This window comes from Grimontia hollisae CIP 101886 (assembly GCF_000176515.1).
GTDB lineage: Bacteria > Pseudomonadota > Gammaproteobacteria > Enterobacterales > Vibrionaceae > Enterovibrio > Enterovibrio hollisae.
In genome coordinates, this window is record NZ_ADAQ01000011.1 from 375795 (window position 1) to 400790 (window position 24996).

The following is a 24996-nucleotide window of genomic DNA, read 5'->3' on the forward strand; positions in this document are numbered from 1 at the left end:
AGAATCAAATGGGTGAAAATCCACCCATTCGCTCGTTTCCCGGGAGACTAATAAATGCCAAAACGCATCCCCCACATTGCAATGCAGGAAACTGTCAATAAGATCGGTAAATGGGAGCCGTGAAGAAACGACCAGACTGGTTCATCGTCAAACGCTTGGCAGCGGGATAACACTGTCTATAACATTCGCGATATGAGGCGTGATAACTGTCACGGCACGAATATCTTTTTTTCCGCCGACAATGCCTTAAAACTGACACTGTAAATATCGCTCTCTCGCAGTGGTTTACCAATGTGCCCTTGCATTCCATTGCTGATGCAGCGCCAAATATCGTCTTTCAATACATTGGCCGTCATTGCCACAATAGGTGTACGTTGGTTGAAGTTGTCACTTGCCCGGATTCGCCGGGTCGCTTCAAGGCCATCCATCATTGGCATCTGGATATCCATAAAGATAATGTCATAACCGTGAGTCGACGCTTTTTCAACAGCAGATACACCATCGGTCGCTTTATCAACAGTAAAGCCAAACTTTTCCAACATCTTTTCAGCAATCATCAGGTTAATGGTGTTATCTTCCACCAGAAGACAGTGTTTCCCGGCAAACGCATTGTTGTGTTGCTTCAGCAATTCGCGGCCCTTTACGTCAGTACTGTCTTTTTCTATTTGCAGCGGAAGAAAAACGTTAAATACACTACCCCGCCCTAATTCACTCTCAACAGAAATCGTGCCCCCCATCAGGTCGACCAACTGCTTGGTGATCGCCAGCCCGAGTCCAGAACCGCCAAACTGACGTGTCGTCGACGTGTCTGCTTGCTGGAATTCATCAAAAATCATGTTGTGCTTCTCCGGCGCAATCCCCACACCGGTATCAGAGACACGAAGACAAACACCTGTGTATCCCCCCTGCTCTTTTCGCATCGAAATACTGAAACTGACCACACCAGTTTCAGTAAATTTGAGCGCATTGGAGACCAGATTTAGCATAACTTGCTCAATGCGGTGCGCATCGCCAAGAAAATACCGGGGGCAGGTATCCTCATAACGGAATTCAAAGGCCAGCTGGGGTTTATTGTTTATAGTCGGCAGCATCAGGTCATGCACATATTTGCCCAGTTTCTCCAGATCAAAGGGCGCTTCTTCAAGCTTCAAGTGGTTAGATTCCATTTTGCTGAAATCAAGAAGGTCATTGATCAATGCCATTAACCCCCTGGAAGAGTGGGCAATCACTGACAAGTACTCCGCCTGCCTGGCAGACATAGGTTCATCCTGCATCAGTGAAGCCGCTCCGAGGATGCCGTTCATTGGGGTGCGTATTTCATGGCTGATGTTGGCAAGGAACAATTGCTTGGCCCGTGCCGCCTTAATCGCCCGTTCCCTTGCATCAACAAGGCTCGCGCTAAGCTGGTTAAACGCTGATACCAACATGCCAAGCTCATCTTTTTCCCGATAATCAATCGGTGAATAAGGCTCATCCGGGTTCTTTTGGGTCAGGGCATTACGGACCCGTGCCATTGGCCGGACAATTTGGATGTGGATCGAAACATAGGTAATACAGACCAAAACAATGGCCACCAATGCCATGGCAAAGAAGAGGTCGTTTTTCAGCTGCGTCGCTTCCACCAGCAAAAGCCTCTCGGGCAATGATCCCACCAGTGTCCAATTGCTATCAGGCAAGATACGCCCGAAGACCAGAGTCGTTTCATCAAGAATGGGATCGTCTTCCAACCGGTGAATAAAAAGTCTTTCTGTGCTCCGGAACACAGAGGGATTCGGGATAAGGCCCGAAGCAACAGAAACAGCATATCCTAAGTCAATTTCCGGTGATGCCGACGCGATGGCTTTGGCAAGACTCACCACATTAGGATTACCCTGTCCAAGCAGGCGTTCGACTTGTATTGCCTGACTGATCACCAGTGCCAGCTCAGCAAAATTCGGTACCGTAGTGGTGATGTCCTTCATGCTGGGTAATGGGCTCAATAAAGGGTTTGCTGCATATGTTGCTTCGGGGAAAGACATCATGGCGCCACTTCGATCCAGCATCAGCATGTAGCCACCCAGCTTTTCCCCACTCCGAGTCAAGAAGGTTTGTAACCGCGCCAACTTTACATCAATGGTCACCACACCCACAAAACGTCCTCCCGTAAACATGGGGACAGCACACGTTACCATGGGTTCGTTGGTATACGGGTCAATATAGGAGCGCGACCAATATGCACTGTCACGGGCATATCGAACAGGGGCATACCATTCTGACAATTGGTAGGGGATAGCTTCGGGTTTATTGTAATCGTGAATACGGTAAAACACGCCTTCGTCATCAAGGGCAATAAAGACAGACGCTTTGATTTTCTTATCATCGTAAAGGTAGGGTTCTGGCCAAAAACCGCCACTGGCAACCACATCCCGTATATTTGGGTTGCTTAACATGTTCGCCAGTTTTTGCTCAATCGCCACATCCCTGTCATCCAGTGACAGGGATTCCGCCAACGACAGCGCCACGGTACTCACACTGTTAGATAACTGCCCGAGACTCTGTGCGACCGTTTCCACCTGTGCTTCCACTCGCTGGTTGGCACTTTCCCTCACCATGCTGTTACCTGTGGTATCCAACACGTAAACAATCGTGATAACAACAACAGCCAGCATCATGCCCAGAATCCAGAGGGCTTTGAAACTCATGGTTTTATAGAATGGAACATCCTTTTCAAACATGTTCTATCCTTAAGATGCCGTTATTTTATTGGCATTTTCTATCTCTTTCTGCACGGTCTGGATCGTGACACAAAGGAGCTTTTCAAACTGCTTTATGTCATTTTCTCCAATCCATTCGCCGTTGCGTAACCGGTTCTCTACCTGAACACAGCACTGCTGAAGTGCCTCTGCGCCAATATTCCCGGCCACGCCTTTGATATTGTGAATCAGGGTGCGGGCACGGGCCAGTTCACCAGCATTAACATGCTCTCTCAGTGTCTTGGCATCATTTTGATGCTCAGCCACAAACATGGTCAACACCGCGTCCATGGCATCGTTATCACCTTCCAACTGCTCTTTCAACACCGCGGGTTCAAACACTGGCTCCAGAGGTTCAACAAACGTACCCCCCCCTGTACTGTCACGTGTTTTCATATCAGAACTGTCTTCGTGTGTGGTGGTGACGGTTTGTGAACTGGCCTTGCCATGACGGAAAGAGAAAAAAAGCAGGCCAATAAGAAAACCAAACGCAATAAACATAGACGTCATGGTTTGATCGAGCAGTAGCAGTGTCCGGGTCGTCCAGTAACTTTGCTGCTGGGTGATAGAGCGGACAAATTGGTGATTAGTTACCGCATCCACACTGTCCAGTTGCCGGCTCAGGCGCTCAAGCCCTGCGTATAACTCAAAAAGCGTATTGTGTTTCATTCCAGCTGGCATTTGGGAAAACGCGTTTTCGAGTTCCCCGACAAAATTGTTAAACCGGGCAATCCGGTTTTGGCTTTCGACATCATTGAGACCTTGCAATTCGAACAAGAGGTAACTGCTTATGCCTTGTAGCAAACCTTTCAACGCTGGATCGCGGGCGCTGTCATTGAGTTGTTTGAGTTGTTTGAGTTGTTCCGTTACAACAGAGATGGAGTAAATAGATGCCAGCAGGTTATCGACATCTTCAACAAAGGCATCCGCTTCCAGCAATGTTGCCTGTATATCATCCCAGTGGTCTTCAATGGCATAGGATTTGGTGCGCAGCAATAGATAACGGAAGTGCTGCACTTCTTTCTCAAGCTGAAGTAGCTCACTACGTTGGTTAATCATTGACGCAGACACCGTCTGGCGCAGTTGCTGAGCAGCATTGTTTAGCGTGACGATGTGCCCGGCATGGGCACGGGTATGGTTCATGTTGGAATAGGAAAACAACGCAAAGATCACTGCGGCCACAAACCCACCCCAAAATAACAGGAGCAGACCACTAACACGGCGACGAAATCGCTTTGTTGAAAGGAAAAGTTTGTTTAATCCAAGCTGTTGAAGCGGTGGGATCACAGTCAGTCCTTTGGGTTGAAATACAGTTTCGGGACGAAGGGACGGAATACAGTGTCCAAAGTTTTTACAGTAGTTTCTTTTAACTTAGGCAATTTATCTTGGTTTGCAAACACACTTTTACAAAGTTGCATATATAAAAACGCACCATGAAACACCGCACACCTGTTTCATGGTGCTTGCACAACCTTACTCGTCGACGTTCAAACGGCGTGTCAATTGGTCACGAAGGTTGGGCGGCGTACCTTTAATGGTCAAGGTATCGGTCTCCTGATCATAGAAAATGCGCTCGCCCAACAACATGCTGTCAAAGTTGATGGAAAGGCCACCACCACCGCCCACAAATTTGGTCAGTTTACGCATCGATGTGCGATCTGCCGGGAAGCTTTCCTCCAGCTCATACCCCTGTTCGGTCGCAAACTGGTAAAAGTCAACACCTTGAGCATTAGGTGGCAATTCGCTGGCAAGCTCCTTCACCACCACTTCATCACCCGACTGAAGTTGACCGTTACAGTAGTCGTAGACCTGTTTGCGGTATTGCTGCTTCTCTTCTTTATCCAAGCGTGAGTCTGCACAATAGTCTTCCACGGCTTGCATCAGCACAAGGTTTTGTTGCTTTGCGTCCATCCCTACTTCTGCCTGCATAAAGTCCAGAAAGAAATCTGCTACTTTGCGGCCCACACGGCCTTTGATATACGTTAGGTAACGGTTCGAATCTGCGTCACTTTCCCAGGTTGACAAATCGATCCGTGCAGCAATATCCATTCTGGCGACGTCAAGGTAGTCCGTACTGCTGATTTCAAGATCGTCAGTGACCTTCATACTGGCTTTTGACTCTAATAAGCCGATAAAAAGATATTCCGTCGCCAACGAGCGATATTCTGCAATCACCAGCACCCCTTCCTGTGCAAAAGGGTATTTTGATAATTCATTCTTCAGGCGCTCAGCTGACTGTGTAGAGAAATCCAGAAAGGCCATTTCCTGTTTGCGGCAGGCTTTCAACCACCCACAGAATTCACTCTCCTCAGCAAACTGACCAAAGCCTTTTCCTGCTTTCGCGTTATACACGCGGTGGATTTCGCTGATAAGATTTTCCGTGGAAGGTGAATGGGTTAACAGTTGATCTCTCAGTTGAACAACCAGCGTGTCTTCACCCTCTTTCTTGATTTGGTGAAGAATTACGTTTGAAAGCGTGAGGCTCATAATTGAAAACATTTTTCGTCAGACTAGAGTGTGGGGTATTATACGCGGCTTCTATTGACACAAGACAAGAGTTTCTATGCCTGTTACTTCTAAATATCAAGATAAAAACGTTGAACAGATCCTGGGAGATGTGGTCAATGTTCTTGAAAAGCACAAAGTCTCTACTGATCTGTCGTTGATGGTGGTTGGCAATATCGCGACCAATATCATTAACAACAACTTACCTGCCGCACAACGCAAAGTGATTGCGGAAAAATTTGCTCAAGCTCTGCTGTCTTCTATCGATACAGAGTAAATAAACCGCGCCAACAATTTACGCGCAGTGGAATAAAGAGAAGAATTGACCCTATATGGTAGACAGCGGAAACACCTATAAGGATAAAGTGTCACAGCTTGTAAGCTGGGGGCACTGGTTCAGCTTTTTTAACATTATCGCAGCCATGTTGCTGGGCACCCGCTATATAGCCCATTCGGGCTGGCCGGAGACCCTACTGGGCCAAACCTACCAATTACTCACCTGGATTGGACACTTCGGCTTTTTGGTTTTCGCCGTCTATATTTTGGTTATCTTCCCGGCGAGTTTTCTGATCCCGTCCCAGCGTTTGATGAGATTGTTTGCCGTTTTGGCTGCCACCGCCGGCATGACAGTGCTGCTGCTCGACATCTACGCCTACGAAACCATGCACCTGCACCTCAACCCTTTGGTGTGGGAACTGTTACTCAGCGGCGAAAAAACGGACATGAATGCCCACTGGCAGTATCTGTTTGTGGTCGTGCCTGCGATTTTTCTGCTTGAGTTGATTATCTCAGAGTGGGTTTGGCGCAAATTGCGTAAACTGTCGCGCAAGCGTGTCGGCGTGCCTATCGCCACTGTGTTTGCAATCTGTTTTATCGCCAGCCACCTGATCCATATCTGGGCAGATGCCTTCCTGTACAGCCCTGTGACGGCCCAGCGCGCTAATTTCCCGGTGTCTTACCCGATGACGGCAAAGACATTCATGGAAAAATATGGTCTGCTGGATCGCAAGGAATACCAGCGCCGCAAAGACGCCATGGGCGATCAAAAAAGCGAGGTTATTCGCTATCCACTTGAAAAGCTTTCATTTTCGGCAACGGCGAGTAGCTTTAATCCAAACTTATTGATGGTCATGGTGGACAGCCTGCGCGCCGACATGCTTGACCCTGTCGTGATGCCCAACCTGAACCAGTTTGCCAACAGCAACCTGAACTTTATCCATCACTACAGCTCAAGCAACGATGCCATGGCGGGTATTTTCGGCCTGTTTTACGGCTTGCCCGGCAGCTATGCCCAAAGTGCCCGCACAGAAGGGTTAAGCCCGCTATTGATTGATACACTGGAGAAGCGTCACTATCGTTTCGGCCTCTTCAGTGCAGATAACTTTACCAACCCAATCTATTACCAGAGCATTTTTGGTAAGCACCTTGAACAAGCCCCAAAAAACCAGGCATCAGAAACCTGGGTGGCTGACCATATTGCAGCTGACAACTTGAATGACTGGATTCAAGAGGGTGATACCAATCCGTGGTTTGCCTACCTAGAATTGAAAAGTGTCACTGACTTCGAGCAGGGTGGTGACTATGAACGTCCTTTCCAGCCTTCCCTTGACAATGAGTTAGCCAGTGTGGGGGAACAGACCGCACTTGTACTGAAAAACAGCTACAGCAATGCTGCTTACTATGTAGATACCCTGCTGGGGGAAATATTCAATACGCTGGAAGAAAACGACCAGCTCGAAAACACGGTAGTGATCATTACCTCTAACCATGGCGCTGAGTTTAACGAAACCGGGTCAAACAGCTGGGGGGCAAACACCAATTACAGCAAATACCAGCTTCAGGTACCACTGGTTATCCACTGGCCAAATCAAGGACCACGTGAAATTGATGTCTACAGCTCACATCTGGATATCGTGCCTACACTGCTGGAATCTATGCTGGCCGTAGACAGCCCATCGGCCAACTACACCAGTGGTCATAACTTGTTTGAACTGCCTGATAAACCAAGACGTTGGGTCATCGCGGGAGACAGCCGCGATATCGTCGTTGTTCAGCCAGACAAAACCACAGTGGTCGATAAATTCGGCAACTACCGTGTTTATGACAGCAATTACAAGCTTCAGCCAGAGGGTAAACCCCAGCTTTCCGTGCTCATGCAGGTTATGCATGAAATGAAACGGTTTTACAAAACAGAAGAGCTTGAATAAAGGTAGCCTCCACGAAATGGCTTCTTTTTAGCCAAACGGTTGAAATTCGCGGATTTAACAAAGATAGACAATTGACACCTTCAGTGTGTACTCGTAACATAGCGGCCATAGAGTCGGTCTGTAGCGCAGCCTGGTAGCGCACTGTCATGGGGTGTCAGGGGTCGCTGGTTCAAATCCAGTCAGACCGACCATTTATTCCAAGCCCACAGCTTTTTTGCTGTGGGCTTTTTCATTTCCGCATTCTTAGTTAGTATTCAGTTCCTTATTGAATGACTTGGATAGCGAAATGGATGTCTCTATCGAGTTTGGTGCGTTGCTGGTGATCCTCGGCTTCGTAGCAGGCATTATCAATACACTCGCTGGTGGCGGGTCAAACCTCACCATTCCGGCACTGATTGTGCTCGGCATGCCAGCCGAAGTGGCCAATGCGACCAACCGTGTAGGCGTATTTATGCAAAGCGTGTCTGGCGTTGCCGGGTTTCGCCATCATAAACGTCTCGACAATACCGACCTGCTCCCTATCCTGATCCCCACGCTGGTCGGTGGTGCTGTAGGCGCAACATCCGCTGCCTGGCTCCCATCATCCATCATAAAACCCCTGTTGCTTGGCACCATGTTGTTGATGGCTTTTATTATGCTGGTCAAGCCACAAGCCGTCATGCCCCATGAGGGAGAATGCGCGCGAAAAGTCAGTGAAACACCTTCGTCCTGGATTGGCCTAGGCATTGCAGGTTTCTACGGTGGGTTTGTACAGGCCGGTGTGGGATTCGTCCTTATCGCTGCGCTTTGTGGCACCCTGCGGTACGATTTGGTACGGGGAAACGCCTTAAAACTCGTTTGTACCCTCGCTTTTACTACGGTTTCCCTAGCCATTTTCATCTGGCAGGATTTGATTCTCTGGCTACCCGGATTGTTGCTGGCTGTAGGGGCGATGGTTGGTGCCTGGATAGCAGTAAAATTTGCCATCAAAGCGGACCCCAAACTGCTCAAATGGTTTCTGTTTTTGATGACGTTAGTCGGTGTGGTTTTTGCTTATAGCGCCTAGGGTCAGCAGACCTTCCTCGGTAAAGGTCTTCTAACAAAAACATCCTGAATTTTACCGTTATATCAAGTAAATAACCTTATATAACGCAAACGCATTACGTGTATCACACAGCATTAAACTCCCTTGTGAAGTCTGTCGAAGATGAAAGAAAATCAGATATTGACAGTGTTATTTGCTGTCATACTGATGCCTAAAGATTAGAATTAACATCACATTCTTCTTTATTTTTCAGTCACAGGGAGTCAGGGGCATGATTGCTTTGGATTACGCATTCTGCCTGAAAGCAGGTGAGGCGATTTCCCCTCAAAAAGATCTTGATGGATTTTGCTTGGCTCTAGGCCTTATTTTTGACGAACTGGCCCCTAAATGCCGTTGCCAGCTCATGCTCAAGTCGGAAGACGGCAATGGCTGGGGGCAACTAGCAGATATCCAGTCAGGCAGTCACTGTATTTCCCTGCCCACTGCCGATCTCAATGACACAGAACTACATTTACTAACGACATTATTGAAGACCGATGATCACCGCCTCCAACGCGACCAATGTCATCTATTGTTGCCGTTGATGATGCGTGGCACTGAGTTTGGCTGTCTGGTAATTAGCACCGCTGAGCCTGTCAAATCTGATATGCACGCAGAGAACATGCTAGCACTGCTGCTATCCGGCGCACTAGACAGCCATCTGCAGCATCAATTATTGAACCATGAAAAAGCTGACCACCAGAAAACAGAGAGGAAACTGGTGCAGGAAGTCAGCGCGCAAAAAGGCCTGTTAGAGCAGCTCCATATACTGCATAAAATCTCGCTGCGTCTTTGGCATGCTCACTCGTTGGACAATATGCTGCATACTGCGGTTTACGAATGTATTCATGCACTTGATTTCGACCGGATGGCAATATTCCTAATTAACAGTCACACAGGCTTGATGCGTGGGACTTATGGCACCGACATCAATGGGAGGGTAACCAACGAGCAAGGGTACTGCACGGCCATTCACGAACATCACCATGCGAAAACCACTCTGGATAAGAAACAGCACATCACTATCCATGACAATACGCCGCTTTATCATAATAACCAACAAGTAGGTATCGGATGGAATGCCACGATTTCTTTATGGGACGGTGATGAACCTATCGGCTGGATTGCCTGTGATAACCTCATCACCCGAACACCGCTGAAAAGCTACCACAGTGAACTGCTTAAGTTACTTGGTGTCACCATGTCACAACACCTTATCCAGCGTCGGGCGCAAGACGATCTGAAGGCATTGAACCTGTCTCTTGAACATCGCGTTGTGGAGCGCACCGCACAGCTTGAAGAAGCCAATAAGCGCCTGAATCAGATCTCCCGCGAGGATAGCCTGACCCAAGTGCCTAACCGCCGGATGCTGGATGAAAAACTGGACGAAGAGTGGCGTCGGGCATTACGCTACCAAACACCACTTTCGATTTTGATTGTCGATATCGACCACTTTAAGCAATACAACGATAAATACGGCCATGCACTCGGTGACCAGTGCCTGACCAAAGTCGCCGAAGCCCTCAGCAATGTTGAGCGCCGGGCCGGAGCCCTTCTAGCTCGTTTCGGCGGTGAGGAATTCGTGTTTCTTCTGCCGGGCAGCAGTCGTGAAAACGCATTGTGTGTTGCCAATCGCGCCCTGGATGCTGTGCGAAACTTAGCAATCCCTCACGGTGGCTCCCCGATCGCACCCATAGTGACCATCAGCATTGGTGGCAAAACCACTATTCCTGATAAACCGAACAACCAGCAACAACTTTTTATTGATGCAGATGTGGCGCTCTATGAAGCGAAAAGCGCTGGAAAGAATCAGGCCTTCGTTTTTTAACGACGGCGCTTGGAAGTCCTCGCTCGCCTTGTGCCTTTTTTGAATCGGTTTGGCTGGGCGGGCAATGAACGCAAACTGTCAGGCACTGGCCCCAGACGGACGGTTTCCATCAACATAGTCAGCTCAGATTCCAACGCCGCCATAAACGGCTGGTACGCCCCTTTCTTCTCCGCCATATCCTGCAACTGGCGCTCCCAGTGGGCTGTCATATCCGGATAACTGGCCTTTTCGGGCAGGGCATCTATCAACCCCTTTCCTGATACTGTTGATCGGATCTGCTTACCTTCCCGAGAAAGCAGGCCACGCTTAAACAACAGATCCAGAATCCCGGCGCGCGTCGCTTCCGTGCCCAATCCATCGGTATCACGCAAAATTTTCTTCAGCGAAGGATCTTTCACAAACCGGGCAATTCCCGTCATCGCCTGTAGCAGGGTTGCTTCAGTAAAATACCTTGGCGGCTCTGTCATACAGTCTTTGATATTCCCCCGGGCACAGGTGAGTACTGTCCCTTTATCAAGCGGCGGCACCAGGCTGTCGATGTCCTCATTTTGTGCCGTGTTGTCGCGGGGCAGCAGCGCACGCCAACCCGGTGACATCAGTTTTTTACCCTTGGCGATAAACAGGCCACCTGCGATATCGAAATCCAGCTTGGCTTCGGCATATTCCGCTGGCGGATAAAACTGCATCAGGTACTGGCGCGCAATCAGCTCGTACACATCACGCTCCCGTCCACTCAATGCGCTGCTGCTTTTTGAGGTTGGAATAATAGCATGGTGTGCTTCTACCTTACTGTCATTCCAGGCTTTCGACTTGAGGGAGAAATTGGCGCTTTTCACCGCTTCTGACAGGGTATCGGCGGTTTTACTAATCGCTGCCGCCACACCTTGCGCTTCGTTGAAGTGGCCCTTTGGCAGATAACGACAATCTGAACGTGGGTAGGTGATCACCTTGTGTTTTTCATAGAGTGCCTGACAACACGCGAGCACATCAGCTGCACTCATATTAAACCGCTTGGCCGCATCAATTTGCAGCGTAGAAAGGCTATAGGGCAGCGGGGCAGATTGTTTGGTACTCTTACGTTCAGCCTTCACCACTGTTGCTGGCTGGCCTTCAATCCGGCGCGCCACATTTTCGACCAGCTTTCTCGCCAAGACCCGCCCTTCGTCATCCTGCCAGGGCTGGCACGCTTCACTCGGTTGCCAGCGAGCAAGGATATCGCTGCCCTGATAGGGGATCACCGCATCCAGTTGATAGAAAGGCTTAGGCACAAAGGCTTCAATTTCACGGTCACGACGGACAACAAGGCCAAGAACCGGGGTCTGGACACGCCCGACAGACAACACCCCCTGATACCCCGCCTGTTTACCCAGCAAGGTATACGCGCGGGACATGTTCATGCCATACAGCCAGTCTGCCCTTGAGCGCGCCAGCGCAGAAACCGACAACGGAATAAACTCTGCGTTGCTGCGCAGTGCAGACAATGCCTTTTTCACCGCGGAGGTATTCAGGTCGTTGATCAGCAAACGCTGAATGCGTTTCTTCTTGGCTTCAGGCAGTTTGGCGTGGCTGAACACTTCATCCACCAACAGTTGGCCTTCCCTGTCTGGGTCACCGGCATGGACAATATCATCAAACTGCTTGAGCAGTTTTTTCACCACACCCAATTGTTTGGTGGCCGATTTTCGCGGCTTAAGGATCCATTGCGAAGGAAGGATAGGTAAATCATCCAACCGCCAGGTTTTGTATTTTTCGTCATAGGCTTCAGGCTCAGCTTGCTCAAGCAAATGGCCAATACACCAGGTCACGGTATCACCATTACCAGCAACAACATATCCCTCGTGATTCTTATGGGGTTTGGGAAGCGCGGCAACGATAGCGCGGCCGAGACTGGGTTTCTCTGCGATAAAAAGTCGAGTCATGGAATACAAAACCAAAGGGTCGTTAGCCAACAATTTATCGAAATTAAAAAGGGTTAACAACAATTAACTGGATATCCATCCAGTTAATTGTTGATATGATGGATTTATAGGTAAGTCACGTAGCTGGCAGTATCGCGCTTTGGCACACTGGCTGGCGTGCAGTCTGGCGTACCCACATACAGGAAACCGACTATTTCATCATCACCAGACACATTGAATGCTTCACGTACCACGCGATGATACGCCCACTTTCCGGTGCGCCAAAAGCCCTGGAACCCCTGGGCTACCGCAGCCATCTGCATTGCCTGGGCAGCACATCCTGCCGAAATATGCTGTTCGATCACTGGCACTTTGTCATGTTGCTTGGTGCGGGCGATAACAGTGATAACCATAGGGGCGCGATACGGTGCATTACGCGCTTTTTCAATCATGGCTTCATCTTCGTTATCCGACTCTGCAGCACGTCTCAATATCTCAGACAGCTTATCCAGTCCTTCACCGGTGGCAACCACAAATTCCCAGGGTGTCAGCGCGCCATGATCCGGGGCGCGAAGGCCTGCTGCGAGCATGTTTTCGAGCGCTTCGCCAGAAGGCGCAGGCGCAAGTAAACGGGGAATTGAGCGACGCTGGGTCAGAAGGGTAATGGCGTCCATAACGTATCCTGAAATCGAAGAGAAAATCATTACCTGAAAATAACACAAAACCCGGGGAAGAACTCCACGCAGGTTTTGTGGTTTTTCACAAAGCCGTTCAGAGTGACAGCGCCAGTTCAACGCCCTGGCGAATCGCCCGTTTGGCATCAAGTTCACCGGCATGCTCGGCGCCACCAATGACATGGGTTTTCACACCCTGGCTTTCGAGTGCTTTGGCCAAGCCATTCACCGATTCCTGCCCCGCACACACAATCACATGGTCAGCAGGCAGGATATGATGCTGCCCTTCCAGCGAAATATGTAAACCTGCATCATCTATTTTTTCGTAACTGACGCCACCCAGTAATTCTACACCCCGCTTTTCCAACGTCTTACGATGGATCCAGCCTGTCGTTTTCCCCGGGCCTTTGCCAACGCGCCCCGGCCTGCGTTGCAGCAACCAGACCTGACGCTGGGCAACGTAATGTGGCTGTGGGTACAGACCACCTTCATACGAGATGCTCTGGTCGATCCCCCAGTCTTTGAGCCAGTCTTCCAGAGAGTGATTTTCAGGTTCAGTGATCATAGTCGCCACGTCGATGCCGATACCACCGGCACCAATCACTGCGACGCGCCTACCAAGCTCAGGTCTTTCACGGATAAAAGTCTGGTAATCAATGGCTTTAGGATGGTCAATACCCGGAATATTGGGGATGCGAGGCTTCACGCCAGTCGCGACCACCACCTCATCAAATTCTTTTAGCGTGTCAGCATCAACCTCTGTATTCAGGCACACATCAATCCCTGACTGCTCAACCTTGCGGGTAAAATAGCGAATCGACTCCTTGAATTCTTCCTTGCCGGGAATTTGCATCGCAAGATTAAACTGCCCACCAAGGGTATCGCGTTTCTCAAACAGCACCACCTCAAAGCCACGCTCAGCCGCGGTAGTGGCAAAAGCCATCCCAGCCATTCCACCGCCAATCACAGCAACGCGGCGCTTATTCACAGCCGGTGTCACCACCAGTTCCGTTTCATAACAGGCCTGCGGGTTCACCAAACAGCTGGCACGCTTGCCCTTAAACACATGGTCAAGACACGCCTGATTACAGGCGATACAAGTGTTGATGTCATCGGCACGGCCTTGCTCTGCTTTGGCAACAAAGGCGGCATCAGCAAGGAATGGACGTGCCATCGACACCATATCTGCCTGTCCGGAGGCCAGAATGTTTTCTGCGACTTCCGGCGTGTTAATGCGGTTGCAGGTCACCAGCGGTACGTTTACTTCCCCTTTCAGGCGCTCAGTTACCCATGCAAACGCGGCACGCGGCACTTGCGTGGCAATGGTTGGAATCCGCGCTTCATGCCAGCCAATACCGGTATTGATGATAGTGACACCGGCACTTTCCAGTGCTTTTGCAAGCATTACCACTTCGTCATGGGTGCTGCCCTGCTCTACCAGGTCCAGCATAGAAAGACGGAAAATGATGATGAAATCCCGCCCTGCCCGCTCATGTACGGCTTTAACAATATCGACCGCCAGACGCATGCGGTTTTCATAACTGCCGCCCCAGCGGTCATAACGGGTGTTTGAACGTGCACAGATAAACTGGTTAATCAGGTAGCCTTCCGACCCCATGATTTCGACGCCGTCATAACCTGCCTCACGCGCAAGTTCTGCGCTTTTGGCAAAGTCTTTAATCGTATTGAGGATCTGGCGTTCACTCATCGCTGATGGGGAAAACGTTGAGATCGGCGACCGCATATCTGAGGCGCTGAGTGCAAACGGATGCATCGCATACCGGCCAGCATGCAAAAGCTGCAGCGCTATCTTGCCGCCATGTTGATGTACTGCATCGGTAATAGTGCGGTGCGCTCGGGCAGCACGGCCACTGCTGAATTGTGCACTCAGAGGATGGAGGCGACCCCGGAAATTGGGAGAAAAGCCGCCAGTCACAATCAGACCAACACCGCCTTTTGCCCTTTCCGCATAGAAGGCGGCGAGCTTCTTAAATCCATCATTCGATTCTTCCAATCCAGTGTGCATCGACCCCATCAATACACGGTTTTTCAACTGCGTAAAGCCAAGGTCTAACGGTGCGAGCAGGTGTGGGTAAGGCGAATTCATGAAGCGCTTCCATAGTTATTATTCGTTCTGGTCAGACCAAGATAAGTCAGGCAAACAAAAGTTTCAAACGTTTGTTTACATTTTTACAACAATAATCACCACTATTCTATTTGAGTAGGATTCGTTACGATTAGCGTCAGGTAAAGACGCTGGATAACCAAATGAAAACGCTTTTTAAATTTATCGGCACCTTCTTTAAATGGTGCTGGAAAGCACTCAGTTTTGCCCGACAACTGATTTTGAACATCCTGTTCATTGCGATTCTGGTTGGGATCTATTTTGTGTTCACCACGGAGCATGAGACACAAACCAAACCGATTGAACAACCAGAACAGGCATTGCTGGTGGATATTGCCGGCCCCATTGTTGAAAAACGGCGCCGTATCGACCCTTACGATTTCGCCACCCGAAACCTTTTCGGTCAGCAAATGCATGTCGAAAATGTGCTCTACGACATCGTTGATCAAATCCGTGCAGGTGCGAAAGACGACAAGATCAATGGCATGGTGCTGAGTCTTTCTGATATGTCAGAAACCAGCCTGACCAAGCTGCGTTATATCGCCAAAGCGATCAATGAGTTCAAGGCAACCGGAAAACCTGTCGTGGCAATCGGTGATCACTACAACCAGAGCCAGTATTACCTCGCCAGCTATGCTGACGAGATATTTATGGCGCCGGATGGTGCTGTCCTCCTTCGCGGCTATGGTAGCTATAACCTTTATTTTAAGGAGTTATTGGAAAACCTCGACGTCACTACCCACGTCTTCCGTGTCGGTACCTACAAGTCTTTCGTTGAACCTTATACCCGCACCGACATGTCGGAAGAGGCTCGTGAAGCTAACTCTGTCTGGCTGAACCAGCTTTGGGCTGCCTTCGTAGATGATGTGGCGACAAACCGCAATATCGACCCCGCCGTGCTTACGCCTGATGCACCGAGCCTGATCGCCAAACTTAAAGAAGCCGGTGGCGATTTTGCGAAGCTGGCACAAAACATGGGGCTGGTTGATGAACTGCTGACTCGCCAGCAAACCCGTCTCCGTCTTGCCGATATGCTTGGCAGCGATGGCCAAGACAGCTTCAACTATGTAAGCATTTACGACTATGCCCCCTTGGACTTCGACTACCCAAAAGCGAACCAAATTGCGGTTGTGGTGGCCAGTGGCGCCATTATCGATGGCTTTGAAACGGAAGGCACTATTGGCGGCGATACAACGGCAGCACTGCTTCGCGATGCACGCCTGAACGATGCCATTAAAGCCGTGGTGCTGCGTGTAGACAGCCCCGGAGGCAGTGCATTTGCCTCTGAGGTGATCCGTAACGAAGTGGATGCTCTCAAGAAAGCCGGCAAGCCGGTGGTTGTCTCGATGTCGAGTGTGGCGGCTTCCGGCGGGTACTGGATTTCAAGCAGTGCAAACCGCATTCTGGCACAGCCGACTACGATCACTGGCTCTATCGGTATCTTCGGCATTCTGACCACCTTTGAAGATGTACTGGCAAAATACGGTGTGTATAACGACGGTATCGGTACCACGCCATTTGCCGGAGTGGGTGTGACACGTGCATTGCCAGATGAAATCAGCGACATCATGCAACTGGGTATCGAAAACGGTTACCAGCGCTTTATCGGTCTGGTCGCCAGTGAACGTAACCTCTCACTGGAAGATGTCGATCAGGTTGCACAGGGGCGTGTCTGGACAGGCTACGACGCCATGAAGCGTGGACTTGTCGACCAGATGGGCGACTTTGATGATGCCATTGCTGTTGCGGCAGAGCTTGCCAAGGTAGAAGAATATTCACTGAACTGGATGGAAGAGCCACTGACCCCTGCGCAACAGTTTATCTATAACCTGATCAGCCAGGCGATGGTCATGCTGGATGTTCAGCCATTAATTACTCTACCCAAAACAGCACAACAATTTGCTAACGCGGCAATTACCGAGATAAACAACCTAAATAACTTCAATGATCCAAACGGGCAATATGCGCTATGCCCAAATTGCAGTTATTATGAAAACTGAGATCTCCCCATCACCCTCGGCATTTTCCGGGGGTTTTTTTCGCAAATCCACCCCGTATAATGCGCCCACTACCTCGTCTACATTTAAGTTGTGAAGATGGAAAGAAAACACATTTATATCGCCTACACAGGCGGCACAATCGGCATGCTGAAATCCGAACAGGGTTACATCCCTGTGTCTGGCTTTATGCAAGAACAACTCAAACAAATGCCGGAATTCCATCGTCCAGAGATGCCTGAATTCACTATCCATGAATACAGCCCCCTGATTGACTCTTCAGACATGACGCCGGCAGATTGGCAGCGCATCGCAGACGATATTCGTGACAACTACGACAACTACGATGGCTTTGTCATTCTCCACGGCACAGACACCATGGCGTACACCGCATCAGCCTTATCTTTCATGCTGGAGAACCTTGATAAGCCAGTTATCGTAACAGGGTCACAAATCCCACTGGCAGAGCTTCGCTCTGACGGTCAGGCAAACCTGCTAAATGCGCTGCATATTGCGGCAAACTACCCAATCAACGAAGTTACCCTGTTTTTCAACAACCAGCTTCTGCGCGGTAACCGCAGTACCAAATCCCATGCGGACGGGTTCAATGCGTTTACCTCGCCTAACCTGCCACCGCTGCTGGAAGCCGGTATCAACATCCAATTGCATGGCGCAGAGATAGACAAGAAACCTGAGGGTAAATTCAAGGTCCACACCATCACTGAGCAGCCGGTCGCCATTATTATGATGTACCCGGGTATTTCCCCAGAGGTGATCCGAAATGCGCTGAAACAACCGGTGAATGCTATGATCCTGCTGACCTTTGGCGTGGGGAATGCACCGCAGAATCAGGAACTGCTGGGGCTGCTGCGTGAAGCGACCAGCCGGGGCGTTGTGGTATTGAACCTGACACAGTGTCTGGCCGGAAAGGTGAACATGGGCGGATATGCAACAGGCTGCGCATTAGCTGAAGCTGGCGTACTGAGCGGCTACGACATGACGCCGGAAGCTGCTTTGGCGAAACTACACTTCCTGCTCAGCCAAGACTTACCTATGGACGCGCTTCGCACGCAACTCCAGCAAGACCTGCGTGGAGAACTGACACTGTAAAACACCTCTGGATCAAAACAGGCCAGCAACCCACTGGCCTGTTTTATCGATCAGAACATCTCTTTAGTCGCTGTCGTTCACCCTAGCCTGAACGATGGTTTCCTGATTGGAAGCGAATTCACGCTTAAGCTGCGCTTTAGACTTCAGTGTAAGCTCACCGCCTGCGCCTACTGTCATGTGTTGCGGATTGGTGTTATGGCGGGATTGATAAAGCATGACCACTTGCATGGCATGATCGCGCTGCTCTTGGGTCAGCGGTGTCCCTTCTGGCCATTTCCCGGTTTCAACAGCAAACATGAGACGTTCATAAACGTCCGGGGTGACAGTGGACAGTAGCTGCTCAATATCCATGATAGATCCTCTGTGTTCCTTGGTATTTTTCAGGCTAAGTGTTTCACTTTAAATAATAAATCACAGTACCAACAGAGAAGAATGATCGCCCGGCTTATCCTCACCACAAGCGTCAGTCTTTTTTAGCACTTTAGTGTCTGTTTTTATTTTCCAGTGACCACAATACTACTGATTTTCATCTGAATACGCATCTTGTGTCTTGAGAGATCCGAGATCTTTTGCCAATTTTTGGATGACGAAACCCAGCAAACGGAAATTGGCCTTCCAGAGCAGTTGTAAAACCCTGTCGAGAAGTCTGTCCGCCCGTCCAGTAGCACCAAACCACGATGCAGTACCCGTGGCTTAACCATGTATCCACAATCAAGAGCAAGGTACGCCTTATGGCATCGATTTTTGGCACCAATACAAACAACAATCTTGTCGGCACAAATGACGATGATGACATTTACGGCCTGTTGGGTAGTGACACCCTACTGGGATACGAAGGAAACGACACACTCTACGGCGATACGTCTCCGTCTGAAATACAAACGCTGACGCCCGGCGCAGATGGCCGCTATGCCATTCAACATGACACCTTTATTTCGGTGACTTTATCACAGTTCAATTTTCCGTCCCCTGAAGCACAAAGCCTCGGCTATGCCATTCTCGATGCATCTGGTGCGGTATTAAGCCGCGAGATTATTGTTGATTATACAAACACCGCAGAGCATGGCTCAGCCATTGATATTAATGTTGAAAACGGCGTCAGTCTGGTGTTTTTTACCCTGCTTTCTTCCGAACTTTCTGGATTCGACTGGCGCCCCTTTGGCCTCAGTGGCATCAACACAGACATTCCGGCGTCCAATGTCACTATCATAGTCGAGGAAATAAGCAGCACTGCCGACAACCATGGCAACGACAACCTTTATGGCTATGACGGTGACGACAGGCTGTTTGGAGAAGGCGGAGATGATTATCTCATTGGCGGTCAAGGCAATGACATGCTGTCTGGCGGCGAAGGTAACGATATTCTCTGGGGCGAAAACGGCGAAGACCACCTTCACGGGGGGGATGGCGACGACATTCTTCAAGGTCAGAACGGCATCGACAAACTTGAGGGCGGAGCGGGAAATGACAGCCTTTACGGCGGTCGCGGCAATGACACCTTGCTAGCCGGAGACGGCACTGATTATGTCCGTGGTCAGAATGGCGATGATGTTATCCGCGGTGGCACAGGCGACGATGAACTTTGGGGCGATAATGGCGACGACATCATCCGTGGAGATCAAGGCGCCGATTACATTGAAGGCGGCAACGGTAACGATTTGCTCTTTGGCGGTGCCGGGAAGGATGAAATCTTAGGTGGTACTGGTGATGATGATATTCGCGGTAACAACGGAGACGACACTATTTATGGCGAAGGGGGTAATGACACCCTTCGAGGTAACGCTGGAAACGACATCATCGACGGTGGTGAGGGCAACGACTGGATATTCGGTAACCTCGGCAGTAATACGTTGCTGGGCGGAAACGGCAACGACTACCTGTTAGCAGGCTGGATTAGCCGTGACAACCTGCTGGATGGGGGAAGCGGCGAAGACATCCTCATAGGTGGCACCCATTCAGATACGTTAATTTTTGATCTCCAAGACTTTCAGGGACAAACAGAAATACTGCCAGACGGCAGGGCGATTAACCAACATATCTATGATGCCTCAACCGGGTTTGATTCCCTGAGAATGTCAGGCTCTGTGCATGCAGATTTCACCGGTAACAGTTATCAAGATAACCCCAATACACAAGGAAATGTCATTGCCGGTATTGAGGCGGTTATCGGTGACAGCAGTCATCAGACCGTTACAATCAATATCTATGGGATCAATGCCCAGTCCGACACCACAGACAATGATGACTGGCAGGGATTTGTTGCCTGGTTGGGTGAAGGGGAAGATACCCTCAACCTGACAGGAGGTCACTGGCAATACGATGCAGCTGATATTTCCAATGCTGACATTACGTCAGCTATGATTGAAAAGATGGCGTTGACAACCACCCAAGTATCACAGCTTCAAGCATTTGTCTTTACTAACATCTACAGTGATGATCAGGTCACTATCTGGACGGATGCTGAAAACATTACCTATCAGGGTATAGATCTTCTCTGACCTATTTGGGGACGCAAAAACGAAAGGCCTGCTCATGTAGCAGGTCTTTTTTATCTCTGTGGACTCACGCAAAAGTCGTGAAATGCGCATAAACTGAAAGGTAGCGTTTATGTTATAAGTCATTTGTATGCACAAAGAGACAGAGCCACAAAGACTATGAAAACAGGCTTCCTGAACTACCCGATTAAATTGGCCCTCATTGCCACCACCCCATTTTTTCTTGTGGGATGCTTCGAGAACAACCGAAGTACTGCCCAGCTGTGTGAGAATTATCCGCAGATCTGCTATAAGCTCAACATCCGGGATGGGCAATGCCGGCATGAACGTACCGACCTTATCTGGAAACGTTATGATGTGGTAAAGAAAGGCTCCGACCTCAACAAGTTTGATGAACTTTTGCTGACCAAAAAATATGCCAAGTGTATGGAGCTTGCTGCCCAAATCGAAACAACGACGCTGAAAGCCAAGAAAACCTTGCGCACAGAAGCCCTTTTCCATGCTTACGACGCCATCGAAATGCTGGAAAATGATCTGAAAAATTCCTATCAACCTTCCATTATCTACTATCGCTGGACACAAGGTGATAACGAGGCACTGGAACAGTTCCTGAAACTGGAAGAAACCGAATACCTGGATACCCCCGAACTGCAACTGGGGTTGGCGACTTACTATGTCGACAAAGACAAAACTCACACGATTGAACTGCTGCTAAAAGCACTGAGTTTTTACGATGGCCGCGCAGGCAAGACCCGTGAAGAGGTGATTCCTGAAGTGATCAAGTCCCTTGCAACGGCAAATCACTCACTAGGCAAACTGGACAATGCATACTTTTGGGCACTGGTTGGCGGAAAGTTGGGACTGCCTATCGCTAAAGAAGCGCAACTGAAATTGCTCTACCCCATGGCAGATGCTCGCCGGGCAACCATTGCAGATATCGCTAACGATATTGCTTCAGAAATCGAAGGCGGTGACTTTGAAAAAGGCTTGCTAAAGCAACTGTCCGCGCTAGGCAACCCCTCTTGATCATCTCCGGCCTCAAAACCACAACGTGTGCATAATGTGCACTTTTCGCCCGTGAAACAAGAAGCGATTAGCTCTGATCCTTAAATGTCATCGATACAGAGTTGACACAATAGCGTTTTCCCGTTTCTGTCGGTCCGTCATCAAACACATGCCCAAGATGACTGTCACATGCCCGACAACGGATTTCCGTTCTCATCATCCCGTGACTGTGATCTGGCAGATAACGAATAGCCCCTTCCACCGCAGAGTCAAAGCTCGGCCAACCACAGCCAGAATCAAACTTTGTGTCTGAATCAAATAAGTATTCACCACAACAGACACAATGATATGTCCCTTTTTTATGGTTATGTAATAAAGCACCACTAAATGGTGATTCAGTGTGTCCAATACGGCACACTTTATAAGCATCTTCAGAAAGTTCTGCTTTCCACTCTTTATCTGATTTCATCACGTCCTCTTTATATAAGGGAAAGTTATTTCACCGCCAAATTACTTGAAGTGACGACCCGTTTGGGCATAATACGCACGTCTTCCCGTCGTCCTATTACAGTTAATACCCGGGGTCAAAAAGCGCTTTACCCGCAGAGTCAGAGCGCCAATGTTCAAAGACATTTTGTCGTTTCAACAATGCGTTACAGCCACCGCAGCCAAACTCGTTTTTAAGTCTCAATTTTCGCACTGACCCAGTCCCCTATTGCCATCATACTTAATATTCAAAACAAATATGCGCCTGCTGGCGTATAGCAAGCATTATTGAACAAATATCAAACAACTCAACTTCGTAAGAATATTTCAAATATTTTGTAGTATGTTCAAATATTGTTTAGGCGCTGTAATAATAATCCGTACTGTTTTTTGACTTTAAGCAATTTAGATGGGTTTTTTGCTTGCATGGGTGATATTGATTCTGTAATTTTACTACCAATTCTCTTTCACTAGATATTAAGTTGTGGAGCAACATAATGACTATCAAAGTAGGTATTAACGGTTTTGGCCGTATCGGCCGTTTCGTTTTCCGTGCGTCTGTTGAACGTGACGACATTGACGTTGTAGCAATCAACGACCTGATCGACGTTGACTACATGGCATACATGCTGAAGTACGATTCAACTCACGGCCGTTTCAACGGTACCGTTGAAGTTGAAGGCGGCAACCTGATCGTTAACGGTAAAACTGTTCGTGTTACCGCTGAGCGCAACCCTGCAAACCTGAAATGGGATGAAGTGGGTGTTGATGTTGTAGCAGAAGCAACGGGTATCTTCCTGACTGACGAAACAGCTCGCCAGCACATCACTGCAGGGGCGAAGAAGGTCGTTCTGACTGGCCCATCTAAAGACGCAACACCAATGTTCGTTATGGGTGTTAACCACAACTCATACGCAGGTCAAGACATCGTTTCTAACGCGTCCTGTACCACAAACTGCTTGGCGCCAATCGCAAAAGTACTGAACGACAAATTCGGTATCGAATCAGGTCTGATGACCACCGTTCACGCAACCACTGCAACCCAGAAAACGGTTGACGGTCCTTCTGCGAAAGACTGGCGCGGTGGCCGTGGTGCTTCTCAGAACATCATCCCATCTTCAACTGGCGCAGCAAAAGCAGTTGGCGTTGTTCTGCCAGAGCTGAACGGCAAACTGACTGGTATGGCTTTCCGCGTTCCTACTGCGAACGTTTCAGTGGTTGACTTGACTGTTAACCTGAAAGAAGGCGCATCATACGAAGCTATCTGTGCAGCAATGAAAGAAGCGTCAGAAGGTGAACTGAAAGGCGTTCTGGGTTACACCGAAGACGATGTTGTTTCTCAAGACTTCATCGGTGAAGTTAATACGTCAGTATTCGATGCGAAAGCAGGTATCGCACTGACTGACAAATTCGTTAAAGTTGTATCTTGGTACGATAACGAAATCGGTTACTCAAACAAAGTTCTGGACCTGATTGCTCACATCTCTAAGTAATCTTCCGGATTGCCCTTAAGGCATGAGTGAAAAAGGCGGCTGGTTGGCCGCCTTTTTTGTACCTGAGTTTTGTATCTAACGTTTAAAAGGTGCCTTCATGGACGTTAAACAGCTCCCTACCCTTGCCGTACTTTCAGATTACGTCACTATCTGCGAACTGGGCGGTATCAACGTTGTTCGCATTATTCACCCCAAAGCCACAGCGGCAATCTCCTTATTCGGTGGTCATGTACTCAGCTTCGTACCCGCGGGTAAAAAAGAAATGCTCTGGGTAAGTAAAAACGCAGACTTCACCGGTAACAACGCCATTCGGGGAGGCATCCCGGTATGCTGGCCTTGGTTTGGCAAGGCAGCCGCCCCTTCACACGGTTTTGCCCGCATCCATGAATGGACGCTCAATGAACACCGTGAAAATGACCACGGTGTCATTGTCAGCCTTACACTGTCAGACACACCAGAAACCCGCACTATCTGGCCACATGCGTTTCATGCTGAATTGCAGGTTGAGGTGAGCGAAACGCTCAAAGTCAGCCTGATTTCAACCAACACCGGCAAAAACCCAATCCAGATTGGCGGCGCGCTGCATACCTACCTCAACATCGGTGATATTCATCAAACCACCGTTTCCGGGCTGGGTAATGAATACATTGAGAAGGGTGAGCGTAAACCCAGTTCTGGCAACGTCACCTTCAAAGGCGAGGTAGATCGCATCTACACCCAAGCGTCTGAGCGCATCATCGTTGAAGACACGATCAACCATCGACGCATTGCCGTGGCCAACCGGGGTAACAACTGCGTCGTGGTCTGGAATCCATGGCAAGCACTGGCTGAGAGCATAGCCGACATGGGAAACGATGGATTCTTAACCATGGTTTGTACCGAGTCTGCCGTGTACGACAGAAGTGTGACACTCCAACCGGGCGAGCAGCATACCCTCTCAACCGAGATAATTTGCAGATAAGCCGTTAAACATTAAACAACCATCACCTAAGCCGGAACCTCTAGTGTTTCGGCTTTTTCCTTGTCTGGCATCTTTAAAACAGGGTTCACAAAGACATAAGAAATCGCTCGCCAACAAGTGTCGAAATCCACAATAAGGAAAGTCTTACTGTTCAATCCAGAAAAAACCGAATGACAGAGACCGCCAAACACCCAGTGTTTCAGGTTTAATTGTGACAGACATTGAAAATGCCAGCAAAGCGTCTCGATGATGAGAATTCTCCACGAGGAACGAATCGTTAGATGAATTTCCTGTGTATAAACGGTTAAGTAGAGATATTCACACAACCAAACCATGGTAGCGCGAATACAACACCGAATAACAAAAGGGAAAAATATCGAAAAAACAAGTAATTCAACCAAGCAAATTGATCAGTTG

18 protein-coding genes and 1 tRNA gene are annotated in these 24996 nt (G+C 49.1%); 11 read left to right on the forward strand and 8 right to left on the reverse strand.

What is annotated here, in order from left to right; translation table 11 throughout:
* Positions 1-209 precede the first annotated feature (209 nt).
* From VHA_RS08010 to yejK, 3 genes are all read right to left on the reverse strand, one after another.
* Complete coding sequence (locus VHA_RS08010; RefSeq protein ID WP_005503406.1) at positions 210-2714, reverse strand: hybrid sensor histidine kinase/response regulator; 2505 nt, start codon at positions 2712-2714, stop codon at positions 210-212.
* A 9-nt stretch (positions 2715-2723) separates the two neighbouring features.
* A complete protein-coding gene (locus VHA_RS08015) occupies positions 2724-3914 on the reverse strand; it encodes an Hpt domain-containing protein (protein ID WP_005503407.1) in 1191 nt (396 codons plus the stop codon).
* A gap of 291 nt (positions 3915-4205) precedes the next feature.
* Entirely contained in the window at positions 4206-5219 is a 1014-nt protein-coding gene (gene yejK, locus VHA_RS08020; RefSeq protein WP_005503408.1) for a nucleoid-associated protein YejK, read from the reverse strand.
* A 76-nt stretch (positions 5220-5295) separates the two neighbouring features.
* Here yejK and VHA_RS08025 point away from each other — a divergent pair, with 76 nt between their 5' ends.
* The 5 genes from VHA_RS08025 (at position 5296) to VHA_RS08045 (ending at position 10335) form a co-directional block, all read left to right on the forward strand.
* The gene (locus VHA_RS08025) at positions 5296-5514 is read left to right on the forward strand and encodes a DUF1414 domain-containing protein (protein WP_005503409.1); all 219 of its coding nucleotides are present in this window, start codon (positions 5296-5298) and stop codon (positions 5512-5514) included.
* Positions 5515-5569: 55 nt separating this feature from the next.
* Positions 5570-7444, forward strand: a complete 1875-nt coding sequence (locus VHA_RS08030) for a DUF3413 domain-containing protein (protein WP_005503411.1) — start codon at positions 5570-5572, stop codon at positions 7442-7444.
* A 114-nt stretch (positions 7445-7558) separates the two neighbouring features.
* Positions 7559-7635 (forward strand) — tRNA-Pro (locus tag VHA_RS08035).
* A 95-nt stretch (positions 7636-7730) separates the two neighbouring features.
* Complete coding sequence (locus VHA_RS08040) at positions 7731-8489, forward strand: sulfite exporter TauE/SafE family protein (protein ID WP_005503413.1); 759 nt, start codon at positions 7731-7733, stop codon at positions 8487-8489.
* 250 nt (positions 8490-8739) lie between these two features.
* Positions 8740-10335 (forward strand): GGDEF domain-containing protein, encoded by a 1596-nt coding sequence (locus VHA_RS08045; protein ID WP_005503415.1) that lies wholly within the window; start codon positions 8740-8742, stop codon positions 10333-10335.
* Here the strand turns inward: VHA_RS08045 and VHA_RS08050 are convergent.
* The 3 genes from VHA_RS08050 to VHA_RS08060 all read right to left on the reverse strand — a co-directional run bounded on the left by VHA_RS08050 (position 10332) and on the right by VHA_RS08060 (position 15014).
* Positions 10332-12254 carry a DNA topoisomerase III gene (locus tag VHA_RS08050; protein ID WP_040528706.1) on the reverse strand — a complete coding sequence of 641 codons (1923 nt, stop codon included), beginning with the start codon at positions 12252-12254 and terminating at the stop codon, positions 10332-10334. The genes VHA_RS08045 and VHA_RS08050 overlap by 4 nt on opposite strands.
* Before the next feature lie 104 nt (positions 12255-12358).
* A complete protein-coding gene (locus VHA_RS08055; RefSeq protein ID WP_005503419.1) occupies positions 12359-12907 on the reverse strand; it encodes an NAD(P)H nitroreductase in 549 nt (182 codons plus the stop codon).
* 97 nt (positions 12908-13004) lie between these two features.
* On the reverse strand, positions 13005-15014 hold the full coding sequence (locus tag VHA_RS08060; protein WP_005503420.1) for an oxidoreductase: 2010 nt from the start codon (positions 15012-15014) through the stop codon (positions 13005-13007).
* A 161-nt stretch (positions 15015-15175) separates the two neighbouring features.
* Between VHA_RS08060 and sppA the strand changes: the two genes are divergently transcribed.
* Together sppA and ansA are read left to right on the forward strand one after the other, a co-directional pair.
* Positions 15176-17032, forward strand: coding sequence for a signal peptide peptidase SppA (gene sppA, locus VHA_RS08065; RefSeq protein ID WP_005503421.1), 1857 nt, complete (start codon positions 15176-15178; stop codon positions 17030-17032).
* A gap of 96 nt (positions 17033-17128) precedes the next feature.
* A complete protein-coding gene (ansA, locus tag VHA_RS08070; protein ID WP_005503422.1) occupies positions 17129-18139 on the forward strand; it encodes an asparaginase in 1011 nt (336 codons plus the stop codon).
* Between the two features lie 63 nt (positions 18140-18202).
* Here ansA and VHA_RS08075 read toward each other — a convergent pair whose 3' ends face one another.
* Positions 18203-18490, reverse strand: coding sequence for a YeaC family protein (locus tag VHA_RS08075; protein ID WP_005503423.1), 288 nt, complete (start codon positions 18488-18490; stop codon positions 18203-18205).
* Between the two features lie 380 nt (positions 18491-18870).
* On the opposite strand from VHA_RS08075, the gene VHA_RS08080 reads away from it, so the two are divergent.
* Together VHA_RS08080 and VHA_RS08085 are read left to right on the forward strand one after the other, a co-directional pair.
* Complete coding sequence (locus VHA_RS08080; protein ID WP_005503424.1) at positions 18871-20637, forward strand: calcium-binding protein; 1767 nt, start codon at positions 18871-18873, stop codon at positions 20635-20637.
* A gap of 156 nt (positions 20638-20793) precedes the next feature.
* The gene (locus VHA_RS08085) at positions 20794-21660 is read left to right on the forward strand and encodes a DUF2989 domain-containing protein (protein ID WP_040528492.1); all 867 of its coding nucleotides are present in this window, start codon (positions 20794-20796) and stop codon (positions 21658-21660) included.
* 67 nt (positions 21661-21727) lie between these two features.
* On the opposite strand, the gene msrB is transcribed toward VHA_RS08085, so the two are convergent.
* Positions 21728-22108 (reverse strand): peptide-methionine (R)-S-oxide reductase MsrB, encoded by a 381-nt coding sequence (msrB, locus tag VHA_RS08090; protein WP_005503427.1) that lies wholly within the window; start codon positions 22106-22108, stop codon positions 21728-21730.
* A gap of 514 nt (positions 22109-22622) precedes the next feature.
* On the opposite strand from msrB, the gene gap reads away from it, so the two are divergent.
* Together gap and VHA_RS08100 are read left to right on the forward strand one after the other, a co-directional pair.
* Complete coding sequence (gap, locus tag VHA_RS08095; protein WP_005503431.1) at positions 22623-23618, forward strand: type I glyceraldehyde-3-phosphate dehydrogenase; 996 nt, start codon at positions 22623-22625, stop codon at positions 23616-23618.
* A gap of 97 nt (positions 23619-23715) precedes the next feature.
* A complete protein-coding gene (locus tag VHA_RS08100) occupies positions 23716-24579 on the forward strand; it encodes a D-hexose-6-phosphate mutarotase (protein WP_005503433.1) in 864 nt (287 codons plus the stop codon).
* Positions 24580-24996 lie beyond the last annotated feature (417 nt).